The 24,627-nt window shown below is 36.3% G+C and carries 20 protein-coding genes and 4 pseudogenes; 18 read left to right on the top strand and 6 right to left on the bottom strand.

Annotated elements, in window-relative coordinates; translation table 11 throughout:
• Window positions 1-3: 3 nt before the first annotated feature.
• The 8 genes and pseudogenes from AF333_RS28580 to AF333_RS28550 all read left to right on the top strand — a co-directional run bounded on the left by AF333_RS28580 (window position 4) and on the right by AF333_RS28550 (window position 9,869).
• Complete coding sequence (locus AF333_RS28580) at window positions 4-1,857, top strand: TnsD family Tn7-like transposition protein (RefSeq protein WP_043066902.1); 1,854 nt, start codon at window positions 4-6, stop codon at window positions 1,855-1,857.
• A gap of 5 nt (window positions 1,858-1,862) precedes the next feature.
• The gene (locus AF333_RS28575; protein WP_043066901.1) at window positions 1,863-3,410 is read left to right on the top strand and encodes a Tn7-like element transposition protein TnsE; all 1,548 of its coding nucleotides are present in this window, start codon (window positions 1,863-1,865) and stop codon (window positions 3,408-3,410) included.
• A 528-nt stretch (window positions 3,411-3,938) separates the two neighbouring features.
• Complete coding sequence (locus AF333_RS28570; protein WP_043066900.1) at window positions 3,939-4,151, top strand: ATP-binding protein; 213 nt, start codon at window positions 3,939-3,941, stop codon at window positions 4,149-4,151.
• A gap of 76 nt (window positions 4,152-4,227) precedes the next feature.
• Window positions 4,228-4,431 carry a hypothetical protein gene (locus AF333_RS36455; protein ID WP_217636987.1) on the top strand — a complete coding sequence of 68 codons (204 nt, stop codon included), beginning with the start codon at window positions 4,228-4,230 and terminating at the stop codon, window positions 4,429-4,431.
• Between the two features lie 18 nt (window positions 4,432-4,449).
• A pseudogene (locus tag AF333_RS28565) lies at window positions 4,450-5,451 on the top strand (IS701 family transposase); the annotation flags it as partial.
• 81 nt (window positions 5,452-5,532) lie between these two features.
• Window positions 5,533-7,839: an ATP-binding protein gene (locus AF333_RS28560; RefSeq protein WP_043066205.1), complete on the top strand. Its 2,307-nt coding sequence runs from the start codon at window positions 5,533-5,535 to the stop codon at window positions 7,837-7,839.
• Window positions 7,836-9,302, top strand: coding sequence for a hypothetical protein (locus AF333_RS28555; RefSeq protein ID WP_235497049.1), 1,467 nt, complete (start codon window positions 7,836-7,838; stop codon window positions 9,300-9,302). Before AF333_RS28560 ends, AF333_RS28555 begins: the two co-directional genes overlap by 4 nt.
• A gap of 246 nt (window positions 9,303-9,548) precedes the next feature.
• Entirely contained in the window at window positions 9,549-9,869 is a 321-nt protein-coding gene (locus AF333_RS28550) for a hypothetical protein (RefSeq protein ID WP_052812094.1), read from the top strand.
• Here AF333_RS28550 and istB read toward each other — a convergent pair.
• From istB to AF333_RS28535, 4 genes and pseudogenes are all read right to left on the bottom strand, one after another.
• A complete protein-coding gene (gene istB, locus AF333_RS28545) occupies window positions 9,858-10,625 on the bottom strand; it encodes an IS21-like element helper ATPase IstB (RefSeq protein ID WP_053432787.1) in 768 nt (255 codons plus the stop codon). The two genes, AF333_RS28550 and istB, sit on opposite strands and share 12 nt — an antisense overlap.
• Window positions 10,622-10,912 (bottom strand): annotated as a pseudogene (locus AF333_RS36450) (Mu transposase domain-containing protein); the annotation flags it as partial. The pseudogene AF333_RS36450 and the gene istB, both read right to left, overlap by 4 nt.
• Window position 10,913: 1 nt before the next feature.
• Window positions 10,914-11,855: pseudogene (gene istA, locus AF333_RS28540) on the bottom strand (IS21 family transposase); the annotation flags it as partial.
• Between the two features lie 952 nt (window positions 11,856-12,807).
• A complete protein-coding gene (locus AF333_RS28535; RefSeq protein ID WP_161808236.1) occupies window positions 12,808-13,068 on the bottom strand; it encodes a hypothetical protein in 261 nt (86 codons plus the stop codon).
• Between the two features lie 166 nt (window positions 13,069-13,234).
• Here AF333_RS28535 and AF333_RS28530 point away from each other — a divergent pair, with 166 nt between their 5' ends.
• On the top strand, window positions 13,235-14,590 hold the full coding sequence (locus AF333_RS28530) for an IS1182 family transposase (protein ID WP_043067180.1): 1,356 nt from the start codon (window positions 13,235-13,237) through the stop codon (window positions 14,588-14,590).
• Window positions 14,591-14,816: 226 nt separating this feature from the next.
• Here the strand turns inward: AF333_RS28530 and AF333_RS28525 are convergent, their stop codons facing one another.
• Window positions 14,817-15,704, bottom strand: coding sequence for a hypothetical protein (locus AF333_RS28525; RefSeq protein WP_043067181.1), 888 nt, complete (start codon window positions 15,702-15,704; stop codon window positions 14,817-14,819).
• 330 nt (window positions 15,705-16,034) lie between these two features.
• On the opposite strand from AF333_RS28525, the gene AF333_RS28520 reads away from it, so the two are divergent.
• A complete protein-coding gene (locus tag AF333_RS28520; protein WP_043067232.1) occupies window positions 16,035-16,811 on the top strand; it encodes a GNAT family N-acetyltransferase in 777 nt (258 codons plus the stop codon).
• Window positions 16,812-17,268: 457 nt separating this feature from the next.
• Here AF333_RS28520 and AF333_RS28515 read toward each other — a convergent pair whose 3' ends face one another.
• The gene (locus AF333_RS28515) at window positions 17,269-17,640 is read right to left on the bottom strand and encodes a winged helix-turn-helix transcriptional regulator (RefSeq protein ID WP_043067182.1); all 372 of its coding nucleotides are present in this window, start codon (window positions 17,638-17,640) and stop codon (window positions 17,269-17,271) included.
• A gap of 231 nt (window positions 17,641-17,871) precedes the next feature.
• Between AF333_RS28515 and AF333_RS28510 the strand changes: the two genes are divergently transcribed.
• From AF333_RS28510 to AF333_RS28480, 8 genes and pseudogenes are all read left to right on the top strand, one after another.
• Window positions 17,872-19,098, top strand: a complete 1,227-nt coding sequence (locus tag AF333_RS28510) for an MFS transporter (RefSeq protein WP_043067183.1) — start codon at window positions 17,872-17,874, stop codon at window positions 19,096-19,098.
• 126 nt (window positions 19,099-19,224) lie between these two features.
• The gene (locus tag AF333_RS28505) at window positions 19,225-20,067 is read left to right on the top strand and encodes an aldo/keto reductase (protein WP_043067184.1); all 843 of its coding nucleotides are present in this window, start codon (window positions 19,225-19,227) and stop codon (window positions 20,065-20,067) included.
• Window positions 20,068-20,426: 359 nt separating this feature from the next.
• Window positions 20,427-21,140, top strand: coding sequence for a response regulator transcription factor (locus AF333_RS28500; RefSeq protein WP_043067185.1), 714 nt, complete (start codon window positions 20,427-20,429; stop codon window positions 21,138-21,140).
• Complete coding sequence (locus AF333_RS28495; RefSeq protein WP_043067186.1) at window positions 21,130-22,149, top strand: sensor histidine kinase; 1,020 nt, start codon at window positions 21,130-21,132, stop codon at window positions 22,147-22,149. The genes AF333_RS28500 and AF333_RS28495 overlap by 11 nt, the downstream gene beginning before the upstream one ends.
• A 98-nt stretch (window positions 22,150-22,247) precedes the next feature.
• A complete protein-coding gene (locus AF333_RS28490) occupies window positions 22,248-23,168 on the top strand; it encodes an ABC transporter ATP-binding protein (protein WP_040302294.1) in 921 nt (306 codons plus the stop codon).
• Window positions 23,161-23,895, top strand: a complete 735-nt coding sequence (locus AF333_RS28485) for an ABC transporter permease (RefSeq protein WP_043067187.1) — start codon at window positions 23,161-23,163, stop codon at window positions 23,893-23,895. The genes AF333_RS28490 and AF333_RS28485 overlap by 8 nt, the downstream gene beginning before the upstream one ends.
• 113 nt (window positions 23,896-24,008) lie before the next feature.
• Window positions 24,009-24,145 (top strand): annotated as a pseudogene (locus tag AF333_RS36445) (undecaprenyl-diphosphatase); the annotation flags it as partial.
• A gap of 1 nt (window position 24,146) precedes the next feature.
• On the top strand, window positions 24,147-24,561 hold a 415-nt coding region (locus AF333_RS28480; RefSeq protein ID WP_235497048.1), incomplete at its 5' end, for an undecaprenyl-diphosphatase.
• Between the last annotated feature and the right edge of the window lie 66 nt (window positions 24,562-24,627).

Below are 24,627 nucleotides of genomic sequence, written 5' to 3'. Positions count from 1 at the left end.
GATATGTTAGGCTTTTTTCCACGTTTATATGAAGATGAGCTGCTATATAGTTGGCTAGCTCGATATCACTTATATTCTTTAAATGAAAGTCCTAAACAGACCATGGAAGAACTATTCGGTAATCGAACACAGCTTGCTATTCCTGATTTACCTACTTGTCTTGCTTATTTACACAGACAGTTAGAACACTTTCATCCGGTATCGCCAGAGCAATGGATTACTAAGCATACATTTTACTGCTACCACACCAATTTCGCTTTGCCGGAAACGAGAGAATTTGTTTATCAAACGATGTGTAACGGGGTCCATAAAGGAGCCATTCATGTAATGACGGGTGTTATGGCAAGCGGAGTTAGAGACAAGGAAAGGTTAATGTACTGTCCGTATTGTGTAGAGGAAGACTTTCAGCGATACGGTGAAACATATTGGCGATTATCTCACCAGCTTCCTAGCGTGTACGTCTGCACTAAGCATTCCTGTATTTTACAAGAAAGTACTGTTTCATTCCGACCAAAAAACAGACAAGAATTTGTAGCTGCGACGCGTGAAAACTGTTCTTCAAATCGACGAAATGTAACATACTCAGCAAAGACAATGGAACATTTACATGTCATGGCCTACGATTCTATTCAGCTTGCTATAGAAGGCTATGAATTTAATTGGGAACCGTTACAGAAAGCATATCGGTATCTTTTACAGCATAAAGGAATCGCAAATGTGAAAGGGAGGGTTGATCAACATGCATTAGCCCAGCAATTTCAGGCTTTTTACGGACAGGAAGCTTTGAATTTGTTGCAATCTTCTGTTGATGTAGAGGATCCGTCCTGTTGGCTTAAAGCTATTACAAGAAAACATCGAAAATCCTTTCATCCAGTGCGCCATTTGCTCCTTATTCGCTTTCTAGGCGAGCGAATAGATACAATTTTGTCTTATGCTTCTCGACCATATATACCATTTGGAAAATCTCCTTATCCATGTTTAAATAAAGTCTGTGAGCATTACAAAAAGGATGTTATTCGTGCCGTTCATATAACGATCTGTACGGATACGAGAAGCCCTGTTGGTACATTTGAATGCCCAGCTTGTCGCTTTACTTATTCTCGGCGTGGTCCTGATATCACAGGTTCCAATCGATATAAAATTGGAAGGATTAAATCGTTCGGAGAAGTATGGAAACATAAACTATACTACCTAATAAATATAAAGAGGCTGTCCTATCGAGCAACAGCATATGAGTTAGGTGTTGATACCAACACAGTGATTAAATACACCAGAAAAAATGAAAGAGTCGATGTGTTATCACAAAAAGTAGTCCAATGGGAAAGTGATAAAGAAAAGTGGCTAGAATTATGTAAAACACATCCTGAATGGACGGTTACAGAGATTCGTGAGGAACACCCGGCTTTATATATTCGGCTGTATCGAAATTGTCGAGAATGGTTGCTTACAAATTCACCAAAAGTGAAAGCGCGAAAAATAGTTACTAGTAGAATAGACTGGGTGATACGTGATAGTGAGGTATTACAGCAAGTAAAGCAAGCAGTAGAACATTTGTATCAAGTTACTCCCCCTGTTCGTCTAACCGTAAGTCGAATTGGAACAGAAATTGGACAGAGGAACCTACTGGAAAAGAAAATAAATAAAATACCAGAAACAAAAGCGTTTTTAGAAAGTGCAACGGAGAGTACCGAACAGTTTCAAATTCGTCGGGTTCGCTTTTTTGTTGAGCAACTACATGACAAGGGCGAGCTTTTAGAATGGAGTTTAAAGCGTCTGGCCGGTTTGCGATCTGATATTTCACCAGTAGTACAAGCTGAGATTAATCGCTTTATTCAGCAAAATGAATGGGAGAGGTAACAAATATGTCGAGTATAAGAATCAAAGCACAGGCGTTAGAAAAGAAAACAGTAAAGTTGCATTGGTTTGGTAATGTGCACCAGGATGCCAGAAACAACTGGCGTCTTGGAGTGGCATTTGAGGATAAAAACCAACTCTTAAAGATTGAATGTCCGGTCGGGCTTTTGCCTATGTTGAGAATTGGACAATGGTATCATGATGGTACGCCGATGGCTACGCAAAAAGAAGGAACGATAGGAGCTGTTACTATTCCGGCAGGAGCTACCTTTCAGCAAGATACATCTCTTGCTGTCTGTCGTCGGTTCCAATATTACTTATATCGTGATACTGAATTAATTAAGCAGCAAATGCTTTCGTTCACCGTGCATGGGGTAACCTATCATATTCCACAGACAGAAATGATTCGTGCCTTTTTTGCTCTATACAAGGTATGCAGCAATGCTATGTTGCGTCCGAATGGGCTTTCTCTTTTAGTAAATCATGCTTCAGTTCAAAACCAGGAATTAAGCATTGTGTTTGCAAAGGAAATTCCTGTGAGTACCTTAACAGATGCATTCGTTCAACATATAGGATGGGTTATCAGCAATACTGATATTCGTATATCGTTTGAGTCGATATATATGCAGGTGTATCAACAGGGAATGTATTTGAAATATGGAGCTCCTCTATCCTTCGTTGTTCCTAATTTAGACGGCATAACACTTACATATCGCGGGACACTAAATGGAAACGAAATGATGGTTTTTGAGATTGTAGGAATAGACGGATTGTACAGTCCTATCAATACGATTACATACACTCATCCGTTATTGAAAGAGCGTATTTATGTACCTGGCTTGAAAAAGCGCCAAATCCAAAAGGGAAAATTAGATGAAGTAGAAGTTGATACGACCTCAAAAGAAGTGCCACGAGAAGATAATCGCCAGCTGGTAATTGAGCAGGAGCCGACAAGACTAGGATTTAGTTCACAGGCTAAAGTCGTTAAAGTGTCCAATAAAATGCAGAATATTCATCAAGGGGATATATATGTTTCTCAGCAAGGTCGTGGTGGATCTACTGTGCATGGTGGAGTTGACGAGTCAATTAAAGGTGGAAAATTGCAGGCTATAGATGTGCAATCAGTAGATGTAGAAGAAAGTAAACCACATGGCCTAGAACAGTTTTTACAGATGATCGATTTAATGGGAGAAAGTTATCCAGAACTCACAATTTCAAATTCACTTATAGACCTGCCATTAGGGAGAAAGTTTTCTGTATTACCAGATGGACAACGAAGAAAGTGTGCTGTTGTTAGAATAGAGAGATATAACAGGATAACCTATATTTTGGAGGTTTCGTGTCCGGATGGACATTCGTTATCTACGTTGTTGCTATATTCGATAAGTAAAGACATAAATGTGCATGAAAAATATATACAGAAAATTCTGCGTGATTTGATTTATAATCAGGGACATTGGAAATTGAAAAAAGTTCAACATTTTAGCGTTAGGTTAGTACGTCATTTTAATATCAATATTGATAAATGGGTTGAAAAAATTTATAAGGATTGTTAAGAAGATTAATCACATATGCTTATTTCTTATTTTTAATTTGCTAATATTTATGGGAGAATAATAATCCTATGGAGTAAAATTATGTATAATATAATTTTAGAGCAATTAATTAGGGCTTGCTGAACGAAACATAAACTCGATAATCTAGGCGAAAATCAGTACAATTAAGGCTGGAATGCTCTTATATAGGCTTTAAAACTGGAGTTTTTCAATGAATTTTAGTCGAATCAACAATCATTTGCCCCAGTCGATCTAACTCAAGTACACGGTTTTTACAGGTTTTCCGGCAGAAACCGTGCACTTGAAATTGAATTTTTGTCTCAAATCCCTTGATATATAAGGACTTTTTTCGTTCAGCAAGCCTTAATTATCCATGATTAATCCTTAAAACTGAATATATTGGGATTGTATATACTATTTATAGCTGTAATAATAGGATATTTTATGTAGTAAATATAAAATTTAAAGGGGTTATTTTTATCTAGGGGGTAGCATGGAGTCTTCCCTTGAAGAAAGGAAGGGCATATGATGGAAAAAAAGATGGAGACGGTAAATTTTGATGTTCATGCTTCGCTTTTATTTCAATTAGGTGAGCAATTAATCGCTGATGAAATCACAGCCGTCTCTGAGTTGGTTAAAAATTCCTACGATGCGGATGCTAGGTTTGTAAAGATTGAGGTTGATCCAGATTATATAAAGAACTGGACTCTTGTAAAAAATTTGTCGAAAAATGAGCAATAAAAAAGGACATTCCGACCTTTTATAGAAGTTTGGGCTACCACACCTAAAACCACTCAAAAGGAGAATGTCCACTTTTATGGTAACTTTTCACTCTTCTATCGTCAAGTTTGTTTTTGCGCTGAATTTACTCTTATCGAAGCCACAACACCGACATTTGCTTGCTTTTCTTCATGGCATCATTCTTTGCGAGGGCCGAGTCAACATCAGCCAAATTCGACGATCATCCAACCATGATCGCGACCTTAGTTGTATGACTCGCTTTTTACAGGAATCTCCTTAGAACCCCCAATACGTTACGAAGCAGCGGCTTTCCTATTTGATGGAAACCATTCGCCAGACGCGTGCCAAATGGGGAGATACACGTCCGATTACGTTCCTGATTCTAGACGACACACAATGTAAAAAAGAACGTTCCACTGTGAAAATGGAGGGTCTCGATTTTCATTATTCTCATTCAGAAGGAAAATCGGTCTGGTCTCATTCGCTCGTGACGGCTCATGTGGTAACGGATGATCTCTCGGTTGCCTGGGATTTTCGTTCCTATTTTCGAAAGGAAGACTGCAAAGAGCGAAACGTCCCGTTCAAAAGTAAAAATGACCTGGCGATTGAACTCCTTGAAACCTATTCTTCTTCACCAGATGAACACGTATATGTCCTGATCGACAGCTGGTACACCAGTAAAAAGCTGATCGATGCCTGTACCAAAAAGGGATTTCATGTCATTGGTGCGTTTCGCTCGAATCGAATGATCGCTCCGTTTGGGATGAAAATCAAAACGTCCACATTTGCGTCCACCATTCTTCGCCCGACTGACCTCTGCCCCGTTACCGTAGACGGTCAGACGTATAAGGTGTACGCGTATGAAGGACCGCTGAGCAACATGGAAAATGTGCGTGTGTTTCTGTCCTGGGAAGACAAGTTTGACCCGAAAAAACTACCGTTTTGCCTACTGTGTACGGATACCAGCCTGGATGTCGTGACCGTCCTGCGCCACTATGCCGTACGCTGGCAAATCGAAGTTGGGTATCGGTACTTTAAGGAGTTGCTTGGTTTCGATCAGTACCAGCACCTTTCGCACAAAGGGATCGAACGATTTTGGACGATTCAGTTTCTGGCGTATACGTTTCTTGCGCTTGAACAGGCGAAAGGAAAACGCCATTCGCCGTCGCTCACATTAGGAGATGTGGTACGTCGTATTCGAAAGGACTGTATGGGGCAGCTCATTTTGTATGCCTATGAACAAGGATGGGCACAAAAACCTCTGGTTGAAGTGCTTAAAAATCTAAGACTATCCTCGTAATCGTTACATTTTATTCTTTTACGCCACCCGTATGCCCATTTTTGGGATCGGACGGAAAAATGCAAGAGTCCAGTAAAGAAGATGGGTAATGGAAAAATAGCTAAAGGAAAGATAGAAATTCGTGATAATAGAAATGGTATGGATTTAGAAAGAATAAAAAAAGGATGGTTAACTATTTCTAGATCTATAAAGCGCAAGATGAAAGAAAATGATGAACTAACTCCAAAATTTAATAGACTTCCTTTAGGTGATAAAGGTTTGGGAAGGTTGTCTGCTCAAAGACTTGGAAATTTCTTTTCTGTAGTTACTAAACAAGAAGGAACAAAAGAAGAACTATCAGTTGATATAGATTGGTCTTTATTTCAAGGAGATGTAACTCTTTCTCAGGTAGATATACATGTAGAAACTAATTCAGTTTCAGATAAGAATACGAAGAAAAGCTATACAAAAATTACGATATTAGACTTGAAAAATCTAGACGATTGGAGAAGCAATAAATATATTGATGAGTTCGAAAAAAATCTCTCTAAGATTGTTTCCCCATTCGATATTAGCAAAAAATTCATTATTAAAGCTAAAGTTGGTCAAAGGGATTTAGAATTTCCTGAGATTGAAAATCAAATGTTAAAATCAGCACCAGCAAATTACGAATTGATATTACATAAAGAGTCGCTTGAAATTAAAGGGGCCTATAGAATTGAATTTTTTGGGTTAAATATAAAAGATAGGTTGCAAGAATTTGTAGAGTTATATAAAGATAAATTGCAAATAAATAGTATTGAATATTTAACAGAGGGGAATTTTGTATTTAAATTTACAAAGAATATAATGCTTTGTGATATAGGTAACTTAAATTTAGAGTATCATCCGGGGATCTTTACTGGAAAGCTGTTCGATTTTTCCTTGGATGCAAAGTTGTTTAAAAAGTTGTCTAACATAGGTATATATCAGAATTATGAAAATCTCTCTGAATTTAGGAAATATATCAAAGAGAATGCAGGTGTTAAGATTTATAGGGATAACTTCAGAGTTTTCCCATACGGTGAAAAAGGTCATACCATGGGTTTTGATTGGTTAGGATTCTCAGAATCTTTTACTAGTGGAAAATATACAGATTTAAAGTCAGGTAATGTTGTTGGCTATATAAAGTTAACAGGCTTAGAGAATAAAAAGCTAAAGGAGTTAACGAGCCGGGAAGGCCTTATTGATGATTATTATTCAAGAGCATTTTTTAATATTTGTAGATTTGCAGTAAAAGAAATTAACGAAAATAGAAATTTGTTGAATACAATGTATGCTTCTTATATGAAGGAAAAAAATGCTAGTAAAGAGGCTCAAAGTGACCAATTACCAAGCCATCAGGAAGCGAAGCAAGACATAATAGAAGCAGCTGAAAATTCCTCCAACGTTGCAAATGAAGTGAGTGAATATAAAGAACAAGTTTTAAATATAACACAAGATATAGAAAAAACTCGTAATCGATTGATGTTGTCTAAAAATATTACAAAAGAACAAAGAGACGATATTGCTGATTTAATAAATGAAATTAAAAATAAAGCTACAAAAATAGAAGATCTATTTAACAGTGTAATTAATAGCTTTCAAAAGATAGAAAAGATTAAAGGAAGCGCAGTATCTTTAGTAGAACAAATAGAATTGTCTATGTCCCAGGTACAAGAAGTAATGGAGCTAGCAGGATTAGGAATAACAGCGGAATCTTTAACACATGAACTTTATACTCTAATTAATAATTCTAAGTCAGATATACAAAATTCCAGAAAGTATTTTAATAAATATTATGAAGTGGATGATCAAATGGAATTTTACTTCCAGAGTATAACTGTTCGATTAGATTCTTTAAGAAAGCAAATTACCCATCTCTCTCCAGGATTTAAGAGCGTACGAACTAAAAAGCAAACAATAGGTTTAAAGCAGTTGGTAGAAGAGCACTTTACTTTTTATAAGGATAGAGCAAATAGGTCGGAAATTAACCTTATAAATGTTAATCCAGATGGGGATTTTAGTATATACGCTAATAAAGGATCGATGATCCAAGTGTTAGATAATCTATTCTCTAATTCTGAATACTGGTTAAACCACGCCTATGATAATAAATTAATTGAAGAAAAGAACTTTTTTATCGAAGTAAGTCCTAATGGATTCATTTACGTTTGGGATTCTGGAATTGGTATTAGTAGAAATATAGAAGAGAGGATATTTGAACCTTTTATAACTTCTCGACTTGAAGGTAGGGGACTAGGATTATATATCATTACAAGATTGCTACTTAATAATGGTTGTACGATTAGATTGATGGAAGTTAAGAACAATAAAGGGAATAAGTACAAAATGGAAATAGATTTAACAAATGTTTTAGTCGAAGGGTGAGAGCATTGATTAGTTCAATCGAAGAATTCTTGAGGGTAGCTAGAATAAACCGAGTTATATGTGTTGATGATGACAATAATAAAGAGAATGGTAATAAAAATGATGGAGATGCTAAGATTCAAATTTTAAAACAAATCGCTGTACAACCCTCTAAATACTTACATGTTCTTAAAGAAGCCGGTTTAGATTTAGAGGATTTATTAGAATTTTCGGATGATGTACAGGATCGTATTGCTTTTCTAAAGGACTTTATAACTGATGAAGTTGTAGAAGCTACTGCAGTGAGTTTAGAATATGAAGTATTATCTCCTGTATTAGGAATTGTAAATCAATGGAAAGATGCTAACCTTATTAGAGATTATAAAGTGATTGGTTCTGTAAAAAAAGCTAAAGAATTTTTAGAGAAATTACCGCAGGAATGGGAAATGGATTCTGATAACAGGGTTCTCTGGCTGATTGATAGGGACTTTTCTAAAGCTAATGAAGGCAAAGATGCTGGTTTTGAGCTTATTAAGGAAATCGGAGAAAGAAAGTTAGTAGATAACATATGTTTGCTAGTTACTGCGAATACTGAAGACATTTGCGATGATGAGTTGCGCCGTAGTGTTTATAAAAATCACGGATTATTAGAGTTTATTAATCTGGCTTCTGTTGTAACAAAAAGTAATGTAATAGATGATGAAAAAAAGCAAGAATTACTAGATGAAATTATTCATGGTCTATGGAATAATTATAATTTCCATTTGATTTCAAATTTAACAGAGTATTTATCTCAAGGACTTATTGATTCTAAGGAAAAAATATTAAGCCTATCTTCACCGACTATAAGGCATATAATCTTGAAGTATCCAGAGTTAGAAGGTACATCGGTAGGGGAAACAGTATTCAGAATATTATTGTCATTGGTTACAAAAGAATTTGGAAATCGTTACTCTTCTAACTTAGAGGAAATAACAAAGTTGTTAATTGATTATAAAACTCTTGAAAAGCAAATAAGATATACTGAAAAAAGTGATAATGAAATTCTTTTCACATTAAGAAAAAGCGAGAAATATGATGATAATATAAATATCTTGAGACAAGCTATTAATTTTGGCGATATATTTTTAATAGATAACAAATACTATATATTGCTTTCGCAACCATGTGATATAGCTTACAGGAAAAAGAACGGAAGAAAAGTAGATAGGGCACTTCTTGTTAGAATGAAACCTTATGATAAAGAGGTAGCCGAAAAAAATCCAAAATATTATTCAGAAGTAATAAAGTTCTTTAATAATGAGGAAGACTACTGGCTAGACTTTAGAAACTTTAGAGTTATTGACTTTAACATTCTTGATTTATGTACATTATCTACTAAGGGATATGCAAGAGTAGATAAGGAAACTCTTGAGAATTGCCAATTAATGGATGTTGGAGAGTATGATTTGTTACCATATGATAAGAAATGGATTGAAGGGTAAATAGCTTTTTTGTTTCACTATTTATTTTATTGAGTAATATTTCCTTTTCTTAAATAACCTCATAGTAAATAACTATATTGTTACTCTACATGTTGTGTAGAATGAAAATAAAGTTGTTTAAATCAAAATAAAGTCATTTAATTTATAAAAAAGTTGTTTAAAAATCGCATGCTTCAGGAGTATAATGGAAAAAAACTCCTAACATGCGATTTTTTATTTTAAGTTGAACTTAGAATGGAGAACACGATGAAGCAGTCAACGATCCGTTTTCAATCATTTCCTCGTACAGAACCTCCTAAAGATTTTATTTTTAGTGTTGTAGAAGTCTTTAAAAAGCATGAAGAGAAAATTAGTACATTTTTTTTGTTAAAAGGATTGCAAAGTGATGAAGTATTGAGAATGTTATCAAGTGATTTAATTGAATTAGGATGGGAAATTGAAACCAATAAAAAGAAAAAAGATAAGATTGAAAGGCCTGTATTTTTTGGGGAGGGCGTAAAGCTGTCAATGCCGTTTTCAAATTCCCGCTTTTCTCCGAAATCAAATTCCCTCTTTTCAACGTTCTAGGGTAGCGGGCAGAATGCCCGCTTTCTGTTTTTCCTTTAAACGATACGAATTACCCTTGATATTAAACGTAGTAACGTGATACATAAGTCGGTCTAATATAGCTGTTGCTAATACCTCATCCCCAAATATTTTTCCCCATTCAATATACGACTTGTTAGAAGTTAAAATGATGGAACCTCTTTCATATCGCTTGGAAACCACCTGAAAAAAAAGGTTGGCACTTATTTCGTCAAACGGAAAATAACCTACTTCATCCATAATCAACACGTCGGGGCGTAGCCAGCGTTGTATACATCGTTCCACCGTTCCTTTCTCCTGTGCCTTCCGGCACGAGGAAACAAAATCGGCTGCTGTCACAAAGAGAGTAGAGTACCCTTGAGTAATGGCTTCCATGCCAAAGGCGATAGCTAAATGTGTTTTTCCCACACCTGGTGGTCCAACCAGCACAATATTTTCGCCACTTGTAATGTACCGACAGGTGACAACCTCTTTCACTCGTTTTTCCTGGATACTGGGTTGAAAAGAGAAATCAAATTCATGAACCGTTTTACGAAATGGGAGCTTCGCTTTCACCATCCTTCGCTGAAAGGCAACAGATTCTTTCTGTTCGATTTCATGCGTAAGAAGGGTGTATAAAAACGCCGAATATGTTACATTATTTTTAGATGCGTCTTCTAAGAGACCATCCAGTTGATTGGCAGTATAGTGCCAGCCAACTTTTTTCAAGCGCTCAACTAGAAGTGAAGTGTTTACTATGATTCACTCCCTTCTAGTTGTTCATACACCTGAAGGGAACGTCGTTCCACTTCAAGGGCATCGGGCTGAGTGTGACGGGTCGCCAAACCACTAGTGGTCACGTTCAGCCCTTTATAATGCTCCAACTGTGCATGGTAGCGGAGCTGCCCTTTCAGGAGTGGATGTTTTGCGATGCATTCGTATTCATCGTAGACCTCAATATGTTGATCTAACGTTTCTTTTACTTTCACTTTTTGTCCTACGTACCGGAAAGGTACAGAATACTGCTTGCCTCGATAGGAAACAATNGATAAAACAATCCTTACTGACCTCTCGTACTTCCCAATGTGTAATCGGAAAGAGCGGTTTTGTGGCCCATTTTCCTAAGCGTGCTTGCTCCACTTCAAATCGTTTAAAAGGTGATTCGAGCGTTGTTTGATTAGGTCTTTGATTCGCCACTTCATCCAGCCATACACGAATGTCTTCGTTTAATGCCCGTAATGTGGGTTCGTGTTTTCGTTGGAAAAAATTCTTCTTTAAATATCCTACAACGTTCTCTACTTTTCCTTTTGTTTGCGGTCTCTTTGGACGACACGCTTTCGGTGTGATGCCATAGTAAGCAAGAAAATCTTCAAACCTTCGGTTAAATCGAATTTCCACTGGCGTATGTCGAATAACAGCTGTCTTCATATTGTCGTAAAGAATTTGTTCAGGAACACCATTAAAGTAGGCGAAAGCATTCATGTGGCATTTCATTAAGTTCTCTAAATCCATACTTGTTGTAAACTCGATGTATTTCATTCGGGAATAGCTAAGTACCATGACAAAGGCGTACACGTCTTTTAACTGCCCGTCCACTTCATATTTTCCTACATAACCCCAATCCATTTGAGCTTGCTTCCCCGGTGGTGTTTCATACCTTACGGTCGCTTGTTTCTTAGGCTGAGCCCGGTAAGGCTGTACAAAATCCCGTAAAATTGTTGCCTTTCCCTCATATCCCATCGCTTTAATCTCATCGTAAAGAACAGAACAGTTTGTCGTTCCTTCTTGGATTCTCTGAAGTATGTAGGTTTTAAAGGCGTCAAGCTTTCCAGGTTTTTTCTCTCTTTTCTTCCTCTCTGGTAGTTGATCCTGATTTAAATACTTTCGAATTGTTTTTGGGTCAAAGCCCATTTCTTCAGCAATAGCTATTTGTGTCCAGCCCTTGTTATGTAATTCTCGAATCATAAAAAACTCCCCAATCTTGACCATCGTTTCTCCACTCCGTGATGTAAAAGTTTCAAAACGATTATCCGTTATTTTTGGGGAATTTGAAAACGATTAGGGATTTNAAGTTTCAAAACGATTATCCGTTATTTTTGGGGAATTTGAAAACGGCGTTATTAGGGATTTTACAACCGTTACTTACAAAAGCCTACACTAAAGTATGAAATCGACGGTTATCATGAAAGGCTAAAATGTGGGTTAGAAATAGAAGCAGCTCGTGCTATCATGGGAAATGCGATTTATAAGGATTTAATCCAAGCATTAATTATGGTAGACATTGACCAGTTAATATTAGTAGTTCGAAATCAGTATAAGCATCTTTATACAAAGTTGTTCAAGCGACAGATAAAGTAATTTTTGAAGATGGGGTTCAAGCATGGATTGTAGGTCATAGAACAGTTATTAGAAAAGTAAGTATAAATATGGAAGGGATCTTGCAAGAGTGGCTAGAATCAATGAATTATTCGCAAATAAAAACCCTTTATCGCCAATATTCATTTAAGAAAAGCCTCATCATATTAATTCTACAGTTACAAGAAAAGAAGAGATTAAAATGATGAGGCAAGAATATATACTTGAAATGAAAAAAATAATTAGTTTACATAATATAGAAATAGGCTAAGGACTGGTTTTTAGTATACAATGAATTATTTAAAACAAAAATGTTACACTTAGGAAATCAAGTATTTTAAACTTAAAAATTAAACAACTTTGTTTTTATTCTACACTTTCTCCGCCAACAGCAGTAACGAAACCATAGAGCTCTTTTGCATCCACGAAACTTCTGCTCAGTTGCTCCCCTTCTCTTTTTGTACAGAGTTTCAATAGCTTTCAGGCACAGTATAAGAAAAGGCCGTTCCTTAGCTGGAACGGCCACCTTGGTTTACGGCTGTAGCATTAGTGAACTAAAAAGTGTAGAGAGGCATTAGTATTCTCTCTACGATTTTTCACCTATACTTTTTCCCAGTCTCATTCTATTTATAAGAATGGGGGCGAGTAAAAATAGGATGCCTATTATCGCAAAGGATAAGCCATATCCTAATAATGACTGATCATTTAAAGGGATTTTAAAACCTAATCTATAAATTACTGCAGTTCCGCGAAGTCCATCGAAAAAGCCAGCTAAGACATTATATGCATTGTAAAGGACAAGTACACCAAGAGCCAATAATAGGATGTTAATGATCTTCCATTTCAACATGATATCCCCTTTCAAAATGAAATTAGATTTATTAATTGAATTAATTTCATAAATCTGAGCCTAGTAACTACAAGGGTTTTCAGACACAAAAAAAGGAGTACCTCCCCAAATCTCGAAAAAGTTAAGTGCGACCAAAACTCTAGAGATAGGATGGTGACTCCCTGTGTCCATTATACGACAAGGAAGCCTATTTAGCATTCAAGATTTATATGATTTAGAACCTACCCAACGTTTTGAGGCGATCTTTTCAACAATAGACATTGAACCTCTTCTTTTTTCGCTGTCGAAAAAAACGAATCATGGGGCTCCTACAGAATTAAATTATGCTGCGATGATCTACGCTTTGGTCGCTCGGATTGTCGAACGTATTCCAACGGTCAAAGATTTACGGAAACGTTTAAAGGATGACGTCCTTTTTCGTTTGGAATGCGGATTTCTCTTTTCTGATGCGCTTCCTTCGGAAGCATCCTTTTCTCGTTTAGTACAGAAACTGTCTCAAACCGCGCTTCTAGAAGACATGCAAAATCAAATTCTTCTCCAAGCCATCCAAGAAGGTTTTGTAGAAGATGAAGCAGTCGCGATCGATGCCACCCATTTTGAGTCTCGAGATCAAGCAAAAACTCAAGAAAAAAAGGCAAAACCAGAACCAAAGAAACGTGGACGCAGGTCCAAAGCAGAAAAGGAAGCATACGAAAAACAGAAGCAAGAAGAGAAAGCCGAATCATCCGTATTTGAAAAATTGATTGCTGATCAACTCGATGTTCCCCTAGAAACCCTCCGTTCTCAAATGCTGATAGAACCCGCTTGGGGAGTTAAGAAAAACAGCGAAGGGAAGAATGTTTTTTGGTATGGCTTCAAGGGACACCTTGCCGTAGGAACCAAGAGTCAATATATTCTCCAATCCATCATGTCATCGGGTAGTTTAAATGATGGAAAAGCAGCCATTCCTTTGCTTAAAGGTTTGCAAAAACTGCCCTTATCTGTCCGCTATGGCATCATGGATGCAGGGTACGATTCTGTTCCGATTTACCAACAGATTTACCGTATGGAGGCTTATTCCATCATTGCTTACAACAAGCGGAATGAAGGTGAAACGATCGGATTTGATTCACACTTTGCCCCTACATGCGTACGAGAATATTCATATCGTTACGATAGCTATGACCCAAAGTACAAAACACTTAAGTTTGTCCGTCCAAAAGAATGCAAGGATTGTCCATTAGCCCAGGATTCTCTCTGCCAAAAAATTTATAAAATCCGGATAGAGACGGATGTACGACGGTACACAGCTCCTGCTCGTGGAACAAAAAAGTGGGAGGAACTCTACGATCAACGTACGGCGGTCGAACGTGTTATCGCCTATTTAAAAGAATTCTTTCAACTCAACAATGTTCGTTATCGAACAGGTAAAAAAGCAAAATTTCACTTTGACCTTGTTACCCTTGTTTATAATGCTTCGAAATTGGCAGCAGATCGAATCGGAAAAGAACTTAAAAATACTCAAACCCAAGCAGCTTAACTTTTTAAAAATCACGATTTTCCGCTAGGTGAAGTCTGTCTCTTATTCGAAAAAGCAATTATGAAATTGATTCAATTCTAAAATTTATATCCAGTTTCTTCTACTCATCTATTATTTTACAAAAATGCTATTTAAATTAAAAGTAAATTATTTTTAAAATGTTAGGAGGGCACTATACTATAAACAGCGCATTCAGGAAACCTGGATGCGCTGTCTTAAAAATTTATTACCTATAAATTGTACCACCAGTATCTACATTAGCCGATGTATTGCATGTTATTCTAAGGCTATAACCAGAATCGTTGGGAATTCCTGGGAATTCGTGCCCTTGACGATTTCCATCTTGATAATTACCTACTAAATTCCAATTGGTACTATACTCACTGTCCCAAATTAACCCTTTCTTTACAATGCGATATGTAAGGTTGGCACTGCCAGCATTCTGACTTTTTTGCCAAGTCCATACTACAGCACGTTCTTGACTTACAGTGAATGATTCATCGGAATATGCTACAGGATACTTATTAGAATTTAAACCAGTAATATAATACTTAGCAAGTGGAACTGCTTCAGACAAAACAAAACTATCAGTTGATAGAGAACCATTCGAAAGAGCAGCACTATCGGAAACGCTATTTAATCTGTTGATGGATACAGAGTTATTTACTGTATCAAAGGATACAGAGCCGTCAACAAATAATTTCCACTCCCCCTGATTTTTCACAACTGGTATGGCAACATTGTGGCTTTTTCCATCTACCTTAACCTTTAAATTTGCTTTAAAAGATGTATTATTTGCTGGTTCAATTGAAACTAGTTCGTATTCAGATTTGTCCTCTTCTATCATCCTCTTGTATTCCTCATAACTAGTCGCAGAAGCATCTCCTTTATCGTTACGCACATCTATTACATGTTTCATAGCTTCAGTTACATTGCCAGATTTAACAGCATTAAAATAAGCTTTTACACTTTGTGTAGCATCCTCTATATCTGTGGTTTCTCCTACATTTATAGTAGTAGAAGCGGCATTTACTTGAGGAACATCTATAGTGCTAACACCTAATATTCCTACTAATGTAAGACCAATAGCACCGGCTTTAACAATCTTCTTCATTTACAATTACCTCCTGTTTTTTTATAAGTAACTTCTATAATTTTACTATAATAGTAATTAAATACATGGTAATTTAGTACTGAATATACGATTAATACCATAATACATAATTACCATATTTTTCTATATTGTTGTAAAGTGACAATAAAATTATTTAATTTAAAATAAAGTCGTTTAAAAAATAATAAAGTTGTCTAAAAAAAGCCGGTCGTGATATTCAACAATCGCGCCATTTTCTGGAATAAATGATTGTGTAAAGTATCACAATTTGAAATAATTGTTACTAATCTAGGATAGAAGTATTCAGTAATAATGAAGGGTGTAATTATTGTGATAATACTTAATGAAACGGATTTTGATAAAGTATTAAATGTAATAGAAGGTAACGTAAAAACCGGTCCAACTTTCTTTTATTCAGTGTTGAATAATTATATTAGTGGCTCTGTTTATGCGGACTCTAAAATCCCTGAGACAGTACTAATTGGAACGCAATCCGGTATTTATTTCGTTGCTGGAAAAGAAGACAATCAAGAGTTTAATGATTTTCTTTTTGATTTGTATTGTCAAAGAAAAAGTAAGAAATCACGTTTCACTTTGTTTTCTCCAACTGAATACTGGGATTGTGCAATCAATGAACAATTTAAAGATAATATAAAAAAGATGAGCAGGTATTCATTTGTATATGTAAATAATAAACGATCTCATGACAAAAACCTTTTTGATAGTGACTATTCTATTAGGAGAACAAACGAAGAGTTAATAACAAATAGCTCGGAATTTAATGAGGATTATTATAAAGAATATTGGGGATCTGTATCCAACTTTTTTAAAAATGGTTTCGGTTACTGTATTCTTCATAAAGGAAAAATAGTTAGTGAATGTACTTCAATTTTTTCTTCACTCCAGTTCTCAGAAATTGATATTGTAACTCACGAAGATTATAGGGGACAGGGATTAGCGTCTATTAATGCGGAAACATTTATAGATCACTGTCTCGAAAACGACATTATGCCACGTTGGGATTGTGACATATTAAATAAGTCATCTATAAAATTAGCTGAAAAGTTAGGATTCGGAACTCCTGTAAAATATTCAATCTTTGTATAGTATATTTATTCCTTTATTCCATTAAAGGGCGTGATAATGGAATAATATTTAGATTTAAACGACTTTATTGTTATATTTTTAAGTATAGTGAAGTATTTTATATCAAAAATTAAACAACTTTATTTTCACTCTACATGTTGTGCATTCCTTTTAACGTTTGCACAAAACCTATAAAGCATGCCTAAAGCTTAAATAGTTTATCTAAAAGCCGAGCGAAACGCAGGACCTACCTCACTCCTGTATTTCCTCGGCTTTTTTCTATCGTCACAAATTTACTTCAGGGTTTCGGATGGAGAGAGTGTAGAGCGACTATGAGACCATAATATGGTTGAGTTTGTGGAGAGAAGAGAGGGTGGAAGGTTTGGGCAGATTTTTTTTGTAAGATTCAATAAAAATATTTAGAGCTTGTTTTGTTCCATCTTTTTTCAAAACAAGCCCTTTTCTATTCTTACCCTCATTACTTCAGGTTATCATTTAAAATGCTTTCCTCTAAGACAGAAAACTTATCACCATATACTTTGATAATATGCTTTTCTCCCCATGCACATAGAGAGTCTAAAATACCTTTTAAACTCCAGCCATACTCGCTAAGCTCATATTCTACCTTTGGAGGAATTTGATTGTAAGCAATCCGGTTTATTATTCCATCTTGCTCCAATTCGCGTAATTGCTGAGTTAACATTTTTTGTGTAATTCCAGGCATAAGGCGTTTCAGTTCACTTGTACGTTTTTTGCCATAGGTTAAATGACAAAGGATTACACATTTCCACTTACCACCGATAACCTCTAACGTGGCTTCAACCGAGATATTATACTTCTTCTTTATCATCATCTGCTCCTTTCTAACTTATAGGTACTTAAAAGTACCTATATAACTTTAGGGTGCCTATATAACTTTAAAGTGCTTACTTTCCTTTTTGATTCTTATATTTCATAATAACATTTGTCGATCGATTTTAGTTATACTCGTTCATTTACTTCCTAGGTTAGTAAAAAATAATTATTGTAAACATCATAAATTATATCATTCAGTATGTATGAAAATAGAAATGGAGGAAATATGAGTACTATTAATGTTACTCAACAAGAAATAGTTGTAGATAACAAACGGAGTACGCTAGCATTGCTGGCATTAGCCATTAGTGCGTTTGGAATTGGAACAACAGAATTTATTAGTGTAGGGCTATTACCACTGATCGCTCGCGATTTGCAAATTTCGGTTACAACAGCGGGCTTGACGATCTCATTATATGCGCTAGGAGTAGCCATTGGAGCACCTGTGTTAACCTCGTTAACGTCTGCTATGTCACGTAAAACATTATTAATGTGGATTATGATTATTTTTATTGCTGGTAATAGTGTCGCAGCTGTGTCTACAAGCTTTAGTGTACTTCTTGTTGCTCGTGTTATCTCAGCCTTCTCACATGGAGTATTTATGTCTATCGGTTCTACAATCGCAGCAGATCTTGTGCCAGAAAATCGCCGAGCGAGTGCAATCGCCACTATGTTTACAGGCCTTACTGTTGCGACAATTACAGGAGTCCCAATCGGAACCTTTATCGGTCAGCATTTTGGTTGGAGATTAGCATTTACTGGCATTGTAATTATTGGAGTCATTGCTTTTATTGCAAACAGTATATTAATTCCCTCTACTTTACGTAAGGGATCACCAGCTTCATTCCGTGATCAACTAAAACTTATCACAAATGGTCGTCTGCTTCTTGTCTTTATTATTACAGCTTTAGGATACGGTGGTACATTTGTAACCTTTACGTATCTATCTCCGTTATTGCAGGAAGTTACAGGTTTTAAAGCAGATAAAGTCAGTATCATTTTACTTGTATATGGAATTGCCATTGCAATTGGAAACATCATTGGTGGTAAGGTTTCCAATCGAAATCCAATTCATGCATTGTTCTACATGTTTATTGCACAAGCTATTGTACTGTTTATTTTAACATTTACTGCACCCTATAAGATTCTAGGCTTGGTTACTATTATTTTAATGGGCTTATTAGCCTTCATGAATGTACCAGGATTACAAGTGTTTGTAGTTATGCTTGCCCAGCGTTTTGTTCCCAGCTCTGTGGATGTCGCATCTGCGATTAACATTGCAGCCTTTAACATAGGAATCGCGATGGGTTCATATCTAGGTGGAATTGTCACAGATTCCATGGGATTGATTCATACTGCATGGGTTGGAGCTAGTATGGTAGTAGGTGCTCTTCTTCTTACAGGATGGAGCATGACACTTGAGAAGAAAGATCAAAGGCAATTGAGCGCGTAGTATATCTCATTTCCACTACAAGTAAACAGCAGGAGATAACCAAGTATTTCACTGTATAAACATTTATTTATTTCTATGTATAACGACAAGATGTTTTTGCATTAAAAGTCAGGAGGTCATCTTATTATGGCAAAGAACTTACAGGATACAACGACATTGCATAATGGTGTAAAAATGCCATGGTTTGGTTTAGGAGTATTTAAAGTGGAAGAAGGTCCTGAACTGGTAAACGCTGTGAAAACCGCTATTAAGCATGGATACCGCAGTATTGATACTGCAGCTATTTATAGAAATGAAGAGGGGGTAGGACAAGGGATTCGAGAAGGGATTAAGGAGGTCGGTATTTCCAGAGAAGAGCTATTTATAACATCAAAAGTATGGAATGCGGATCAAGGATATGAATCCACCCTGGCAGCTTTCGAAACAAGCCTAAATAAACTTCGTCTGGATTATTTAGATTTATACCTCATTCATTGGGCTGTAGAAGGAAAATATAAAGACACATGGAAGGCACTCGAAACCCTTTATAAAGCAGGAAAAGTGCGTGCGATAGGGGTAAGTAACTTCCAAATCCATCATCTAAAAGATCTCATACAAGAGGCTGAAATTAAGCCAATGATTAATCAAGTGGAATATCATCCGCGGTTAACACAAAAAGAACTACAAGCATTTTGTAGGGAACAGGGAGTTCAGTTGGAAGCTTGGTCTCCATTAATGCAAGGTCAATTATTAAATAACGCTACATTACAAAAGATTGGGAACAAATATAATAAATCAGTTGCACAAGTTATCCTACGGTGGGACTTGCAAAATGGTGTTGTGACGATTCCAAAATCTACAAAAGAACATCGTATTATTGAAAATGCAAATATATTTGATTTTGAACTAACAAAAGAAGACATCGAACAAATTAATTCCTTACATGACAATCATCGTGTGGGTCCAGATCCGGATAATGTTGACTTTTAATAAAAATCAATTTTTAAATAAAGCAATCACTATTTGATTAACCTCTCCAATTACAAGTAAACCTTAGAGTGGAGAATAAAAAAGGTAAATGATTCATCGTGGAGTTAATCCAGAAGTAGTTGAAATGTGAGGAAGATTAAGTGAGAAGACGGCTATCACCGTTTATAAAAAAATTGACCGAAACCCCCGTTTTAGATTTTATCTGAAACGGGGGTTATTATTTTTGTTAGTGAGCTATCGGATGGCGTTATTTTAACAAATAATAGTATATAATTAGGTGGATTTTTTATTTTCTTCATCGATGGGATTGTATAAATGATTTAAGCTTAAAGAAAATTATATAAGAAGCAGGTGAAAACATGGAGGATATTCGAGTACTTATAGCTGATGATGAAAAAGAAATTAGGGATTTATTGAAAAAATATCTAGAAAGAGAATTGTATAAGGTAGATGTAGCAGTAAACGGGGAGGAAGCTCTTACTCTGTTTGATAAAAACAAATATAACCTAATCATATTAGATCTAATGATGCCTAAGATTGATGGCATAGAGGTATGTAGAAGACTTAGAAATAAAACCAATGTGCCTATCCTGATGCTTACTGCTAAGGATCATGAGGTTGATAAAATTTTGGGTTTAAGCATAGGGGCAGATGATTATATTACGAAGCCTTTTAGCATCAATGAAGTGGTCGCTAGAGTCAAGGCCCTTATGAGGAGATTTTTGATATTAGGTAGCGATGGTAATTCTCATGAAAAAACACTTATAAAGTTTAAAGGCATCACGATTGATCTAAAAAAGTACACGGTTACCATATCCGGAGAAGAGGTATCCTTAACTGCAAAAGAATTTGAACTGCTGAAGTTTTTCGCTTCTCATCCTGAACAAGTATTTACCAAGACACAACTATTTCGTAATGTTTGGGGCAGTGAATATTTAGAAGATGATAATACAGTTATGGTGCATATTAGAAAGCTTAGAAAGAAAATAGAAGATGACCCTTCCGATCCGAAGTTTATTCAGACCGTGTGGGGAATAGGGTATAAGTTTGTAGGTGAGAAAGATGAATCGTGACAAGAGTACCTTTCTCATTATTCTTCAATTATTAATCATAACAAGTCTTGTGATTATGGATTTGGTTAATCAGCCCCAAGGAATCTTTCGAGGGGTTTTATTTACTATGCTTTTTGTTATAACAGGAATCTTATTATTCATGAGGTTCCAATTCATAACGAAGTTAAAAGGCATAGTTGTAGAATTAAAACGGGCAATTCACGGGAATTTTAATACCAGATTATTGGCTAATGATGATCATATACTTGCTGAGGTTATCTTCTCTATCAATGAGTTGATCGAACAATTAGATAAATTCCAGGTTCAAACGATAAAATCCGAGGCTGTAAGAAAGAGCCTTCTGTCTAATATTTCCCACGATATTCGAACTCCCCTCACATCTATTATTGGATATGTAGATGCCCTAAAGGATGATATAGCTGCCTCAGAAGAAGAAAAACAGGAATATCTTGCGATCATATCAAAGAAAGCCAACAGCTTAAAGCAATTAATTGATGAAATATTTCATATGGCAAAGCTAGATGCAGATGAGGTCCCCTTAAAGGAAGAATCCCTTGATTTTGCAGAAATCGCCAGAGAATCGTTGATTGAATTTTTACCTGTGCTGAAAAAATATGATATCGAGTTAAAAGTCAGGATTCCAGAGGAAAATTGCTTAATCATGGCAGATCGTCTAAGTCTTCTGCGGATTATACGTAATATAATCAACAATGCTGTACATTATGGACGAGAAGGGAAAGTACTGGGCATAGAGCTTACAGAAACCGCCCGTGAATATCAATTGCTTGTCTGGGATAGGGGACCTGGGATTTCAAAAGTTAATCTTAGTCGTGTGTTTGAAAGAATGTATCGAAGTGATCAATCGAGGAATCCTTTGAATGGAGGGAGTGGCTTAGGTCTTGCCATTGCTAAAGCTCTGGTAGAAAAAAACCGCGGAAGGATATGGGTAGAGAGCATTCCGTGGGAAAAAACTACTTTTGGCTTTTCTATTCCAAAACATAACGAGTAGAACTGATTTTAAGAAATAGTTAAGAAATAGATAAGAAGCAGTTAAAACCGCCTTCTTATAATGTAACCATGAGCTTACTGAAAGAGGGTGTCTCAAAAATGAGTGTAATCATAAAAACCACAAATCTAACAAAGATGTATGGAAATCAGAAATCAGTAGATCATCTTAATATGACTGTGAATCAAGGAGAAATTTACGGTTTTCTAGGTCGGAATGGTGCAGGTAAAACGACTACGATTCGAATGTTATTAGGCCTGATTAAACCTACCCAGGGACAAATTGAGATATTCGGAGAGAATTTGTTCAAGCACCAAAAAGAAATTTTAAGGAGAATTGGATCAATTGTCGAGCATTCAGGGTTTTATGAAAATCTGACAGCCAGAGAAAACTTATTAATCAACGCAAAGCTCATGGGTGTTTATAAGAAAAATGCGATTGAAGAAGCACTCGAGATCGCTGGACTGCAACACGAAACCAAAAAACTGGTTGGCCAATATTCCATGGGCATGAAGCAAAGATTGGGTATAGCAAGAGCGATTCTTCATCATCCGGAGCTGTTAATATTGGATGAGCCTACCAATGGTTTAGATCCGATCGGGATTAAGGAAATGCGAAGGCTCATTAAATCTCTGGCTGAGGAAAGAAGCATAACGATTCTGATTTCCAGCCACATTTTATCCGAAGTAGAGCAGTTAGCGGATCGTATCGGAATTATTCATGCGGGAAAGCTGCTTGAAGAAATCACTTTTGAGGAGCTTAGAAAAAGAAATCGTAAATACCTTGAGTTTCAAGTGTCTAATGATAATAAAGCGGCGATGCTGCTTGAGAAGCAATTCGATATCGTTGATTATGAAGTTCTGGATGAAGGAAAAATCCGTGTATATTCGCACATTGGAGAGCAGGGCAAGCTGAACAAAGCGTTTGTAGAACATGACATTGAAGTAGTAAAGATTACGATGAGCGAAGACAGGCTGGAAGATTACTTTATCAAATTAATAGGAGGTGGGACGATTGGTTAATTTGTTATATACAGAACTTCTTAAGCTTAAACGAGCCAAGATGTTTATGGTCAGCCTTATCGGAGCGGCAGCTGCCCCGGTGATGGTTTTTATCGGATATTTAGATGCGAAAGCCAAAAAGCCTGAAATACCTGTTCTATTTAGTGAGGCGTTTTCCGAAACCAATTTGTATGTGCTTTTACTGATCGGAACCCTTCTATATGGAGTCATTACGGCCTATTTGTTTCACCGTGAAGTTGCGGAAGACACCTTGAAAAATTTGTTAACTATCCCGGTGTCAAGAACTAGTCTTATCGTAAGCAAACTGGTACTGCTGTTTATTTGGATACTGGTATTAACGTTAGTGGCCTGGGGATTGATATTCCTTTTGGGATTGATAGGGCAATATGAAGGCTTGAATGCTGCCGTATTATTACAATCACTGAAACAATTTTTACTTGGAGGTAGCCTACTTTTTCTTTTGTCCACTCCAACTATATTTGTCACCTTTTTGTTTAAGAATTATGTTCCAACCATTATTTTCACGGCTGTTATTACGATGGGAAACGTGGCGCTTGCCAATCGAGCGTATAAGGCTTTATTTCCTTGGTCAGCTGTACACGTTATAGCAGACAATGGTTTCGTTCCCGAATATCCCCCTGAATATTCGTATATCGCTATTTTGATTACATCGATTGCCGGATTCGTTGCAACGCTTATCTACTTTAAAAAGGTCGATATTCATTGATGCAAAGCTTATTGTTTCCTGTTTAGAGTGTACAACAATAACCCCGACTTCCCGTAGGGTAGGGAAATCGGGGTTTCATTTTACAGTATTCTGAAAATAGGAGGAATTTAAGAATGGTGTTTTCCCAGTTCAATATTGATGCCTTTCGTTTGATTAATGATTTAGGTAAACAGTACCCTTACCTAAATCCAGTTATAGTCTTTTTAGCGGAATATATGTTGTATTTTTTATGTTTGAGTGGTCTATTGGTNCGCCTTTATTCTTGCTGAAATCCTCGGGAAAATGGCCGGTCAATTTCATTCCCATTATCAACCGTTTGCGGTGCTGCCACATGTCAATCAACTTATCGAACATGATATAGACAATTCGTTTCCGAGTGACCATACGATCCTGTTTTTTTCAGTTTGCATTTCATTCTGGCTTGTGCGCAAAAAGGGGGAGTGGCTATGGCTTATGCTTCCATGCTGTGTAGCTATCTCCCGTATATGGGTAGGTGTTCATTACCCTATCGATGTTATTACAGGAGCTCTTTTAGGGGTGATTTCAGCCTTATTTGTGTACTGGTTAGTACCAAAACTCTCTTCTATAAAGCAACTACTTGCCCTTTATGAAAAGATGGAACAACAGATTCTAAAAAGACAAGTCGAAAAACTTTTGAATATGTAACATGTTTCTACATTTAACGTAGTAAAACTGAAAAAGAAAAGCGGCAGTAAGTATTCCGTGACAGCC

It is taken from the genome of Aneurinibacillus migulanus (assembly GCF_001274715.1).
Taxonomy (GTDB): domain Bacteria; phylum Bacillota; class Bacilli; order Aneurinibacillales; family Aneurinibacillaceae; genus Aneurinibacillus; species Aneurinibacillus migulanus.
Note: the sequence above shows the minus strand (reverse complement) of the source record. Positions and strands in the feature narration are given on the sequence as shown.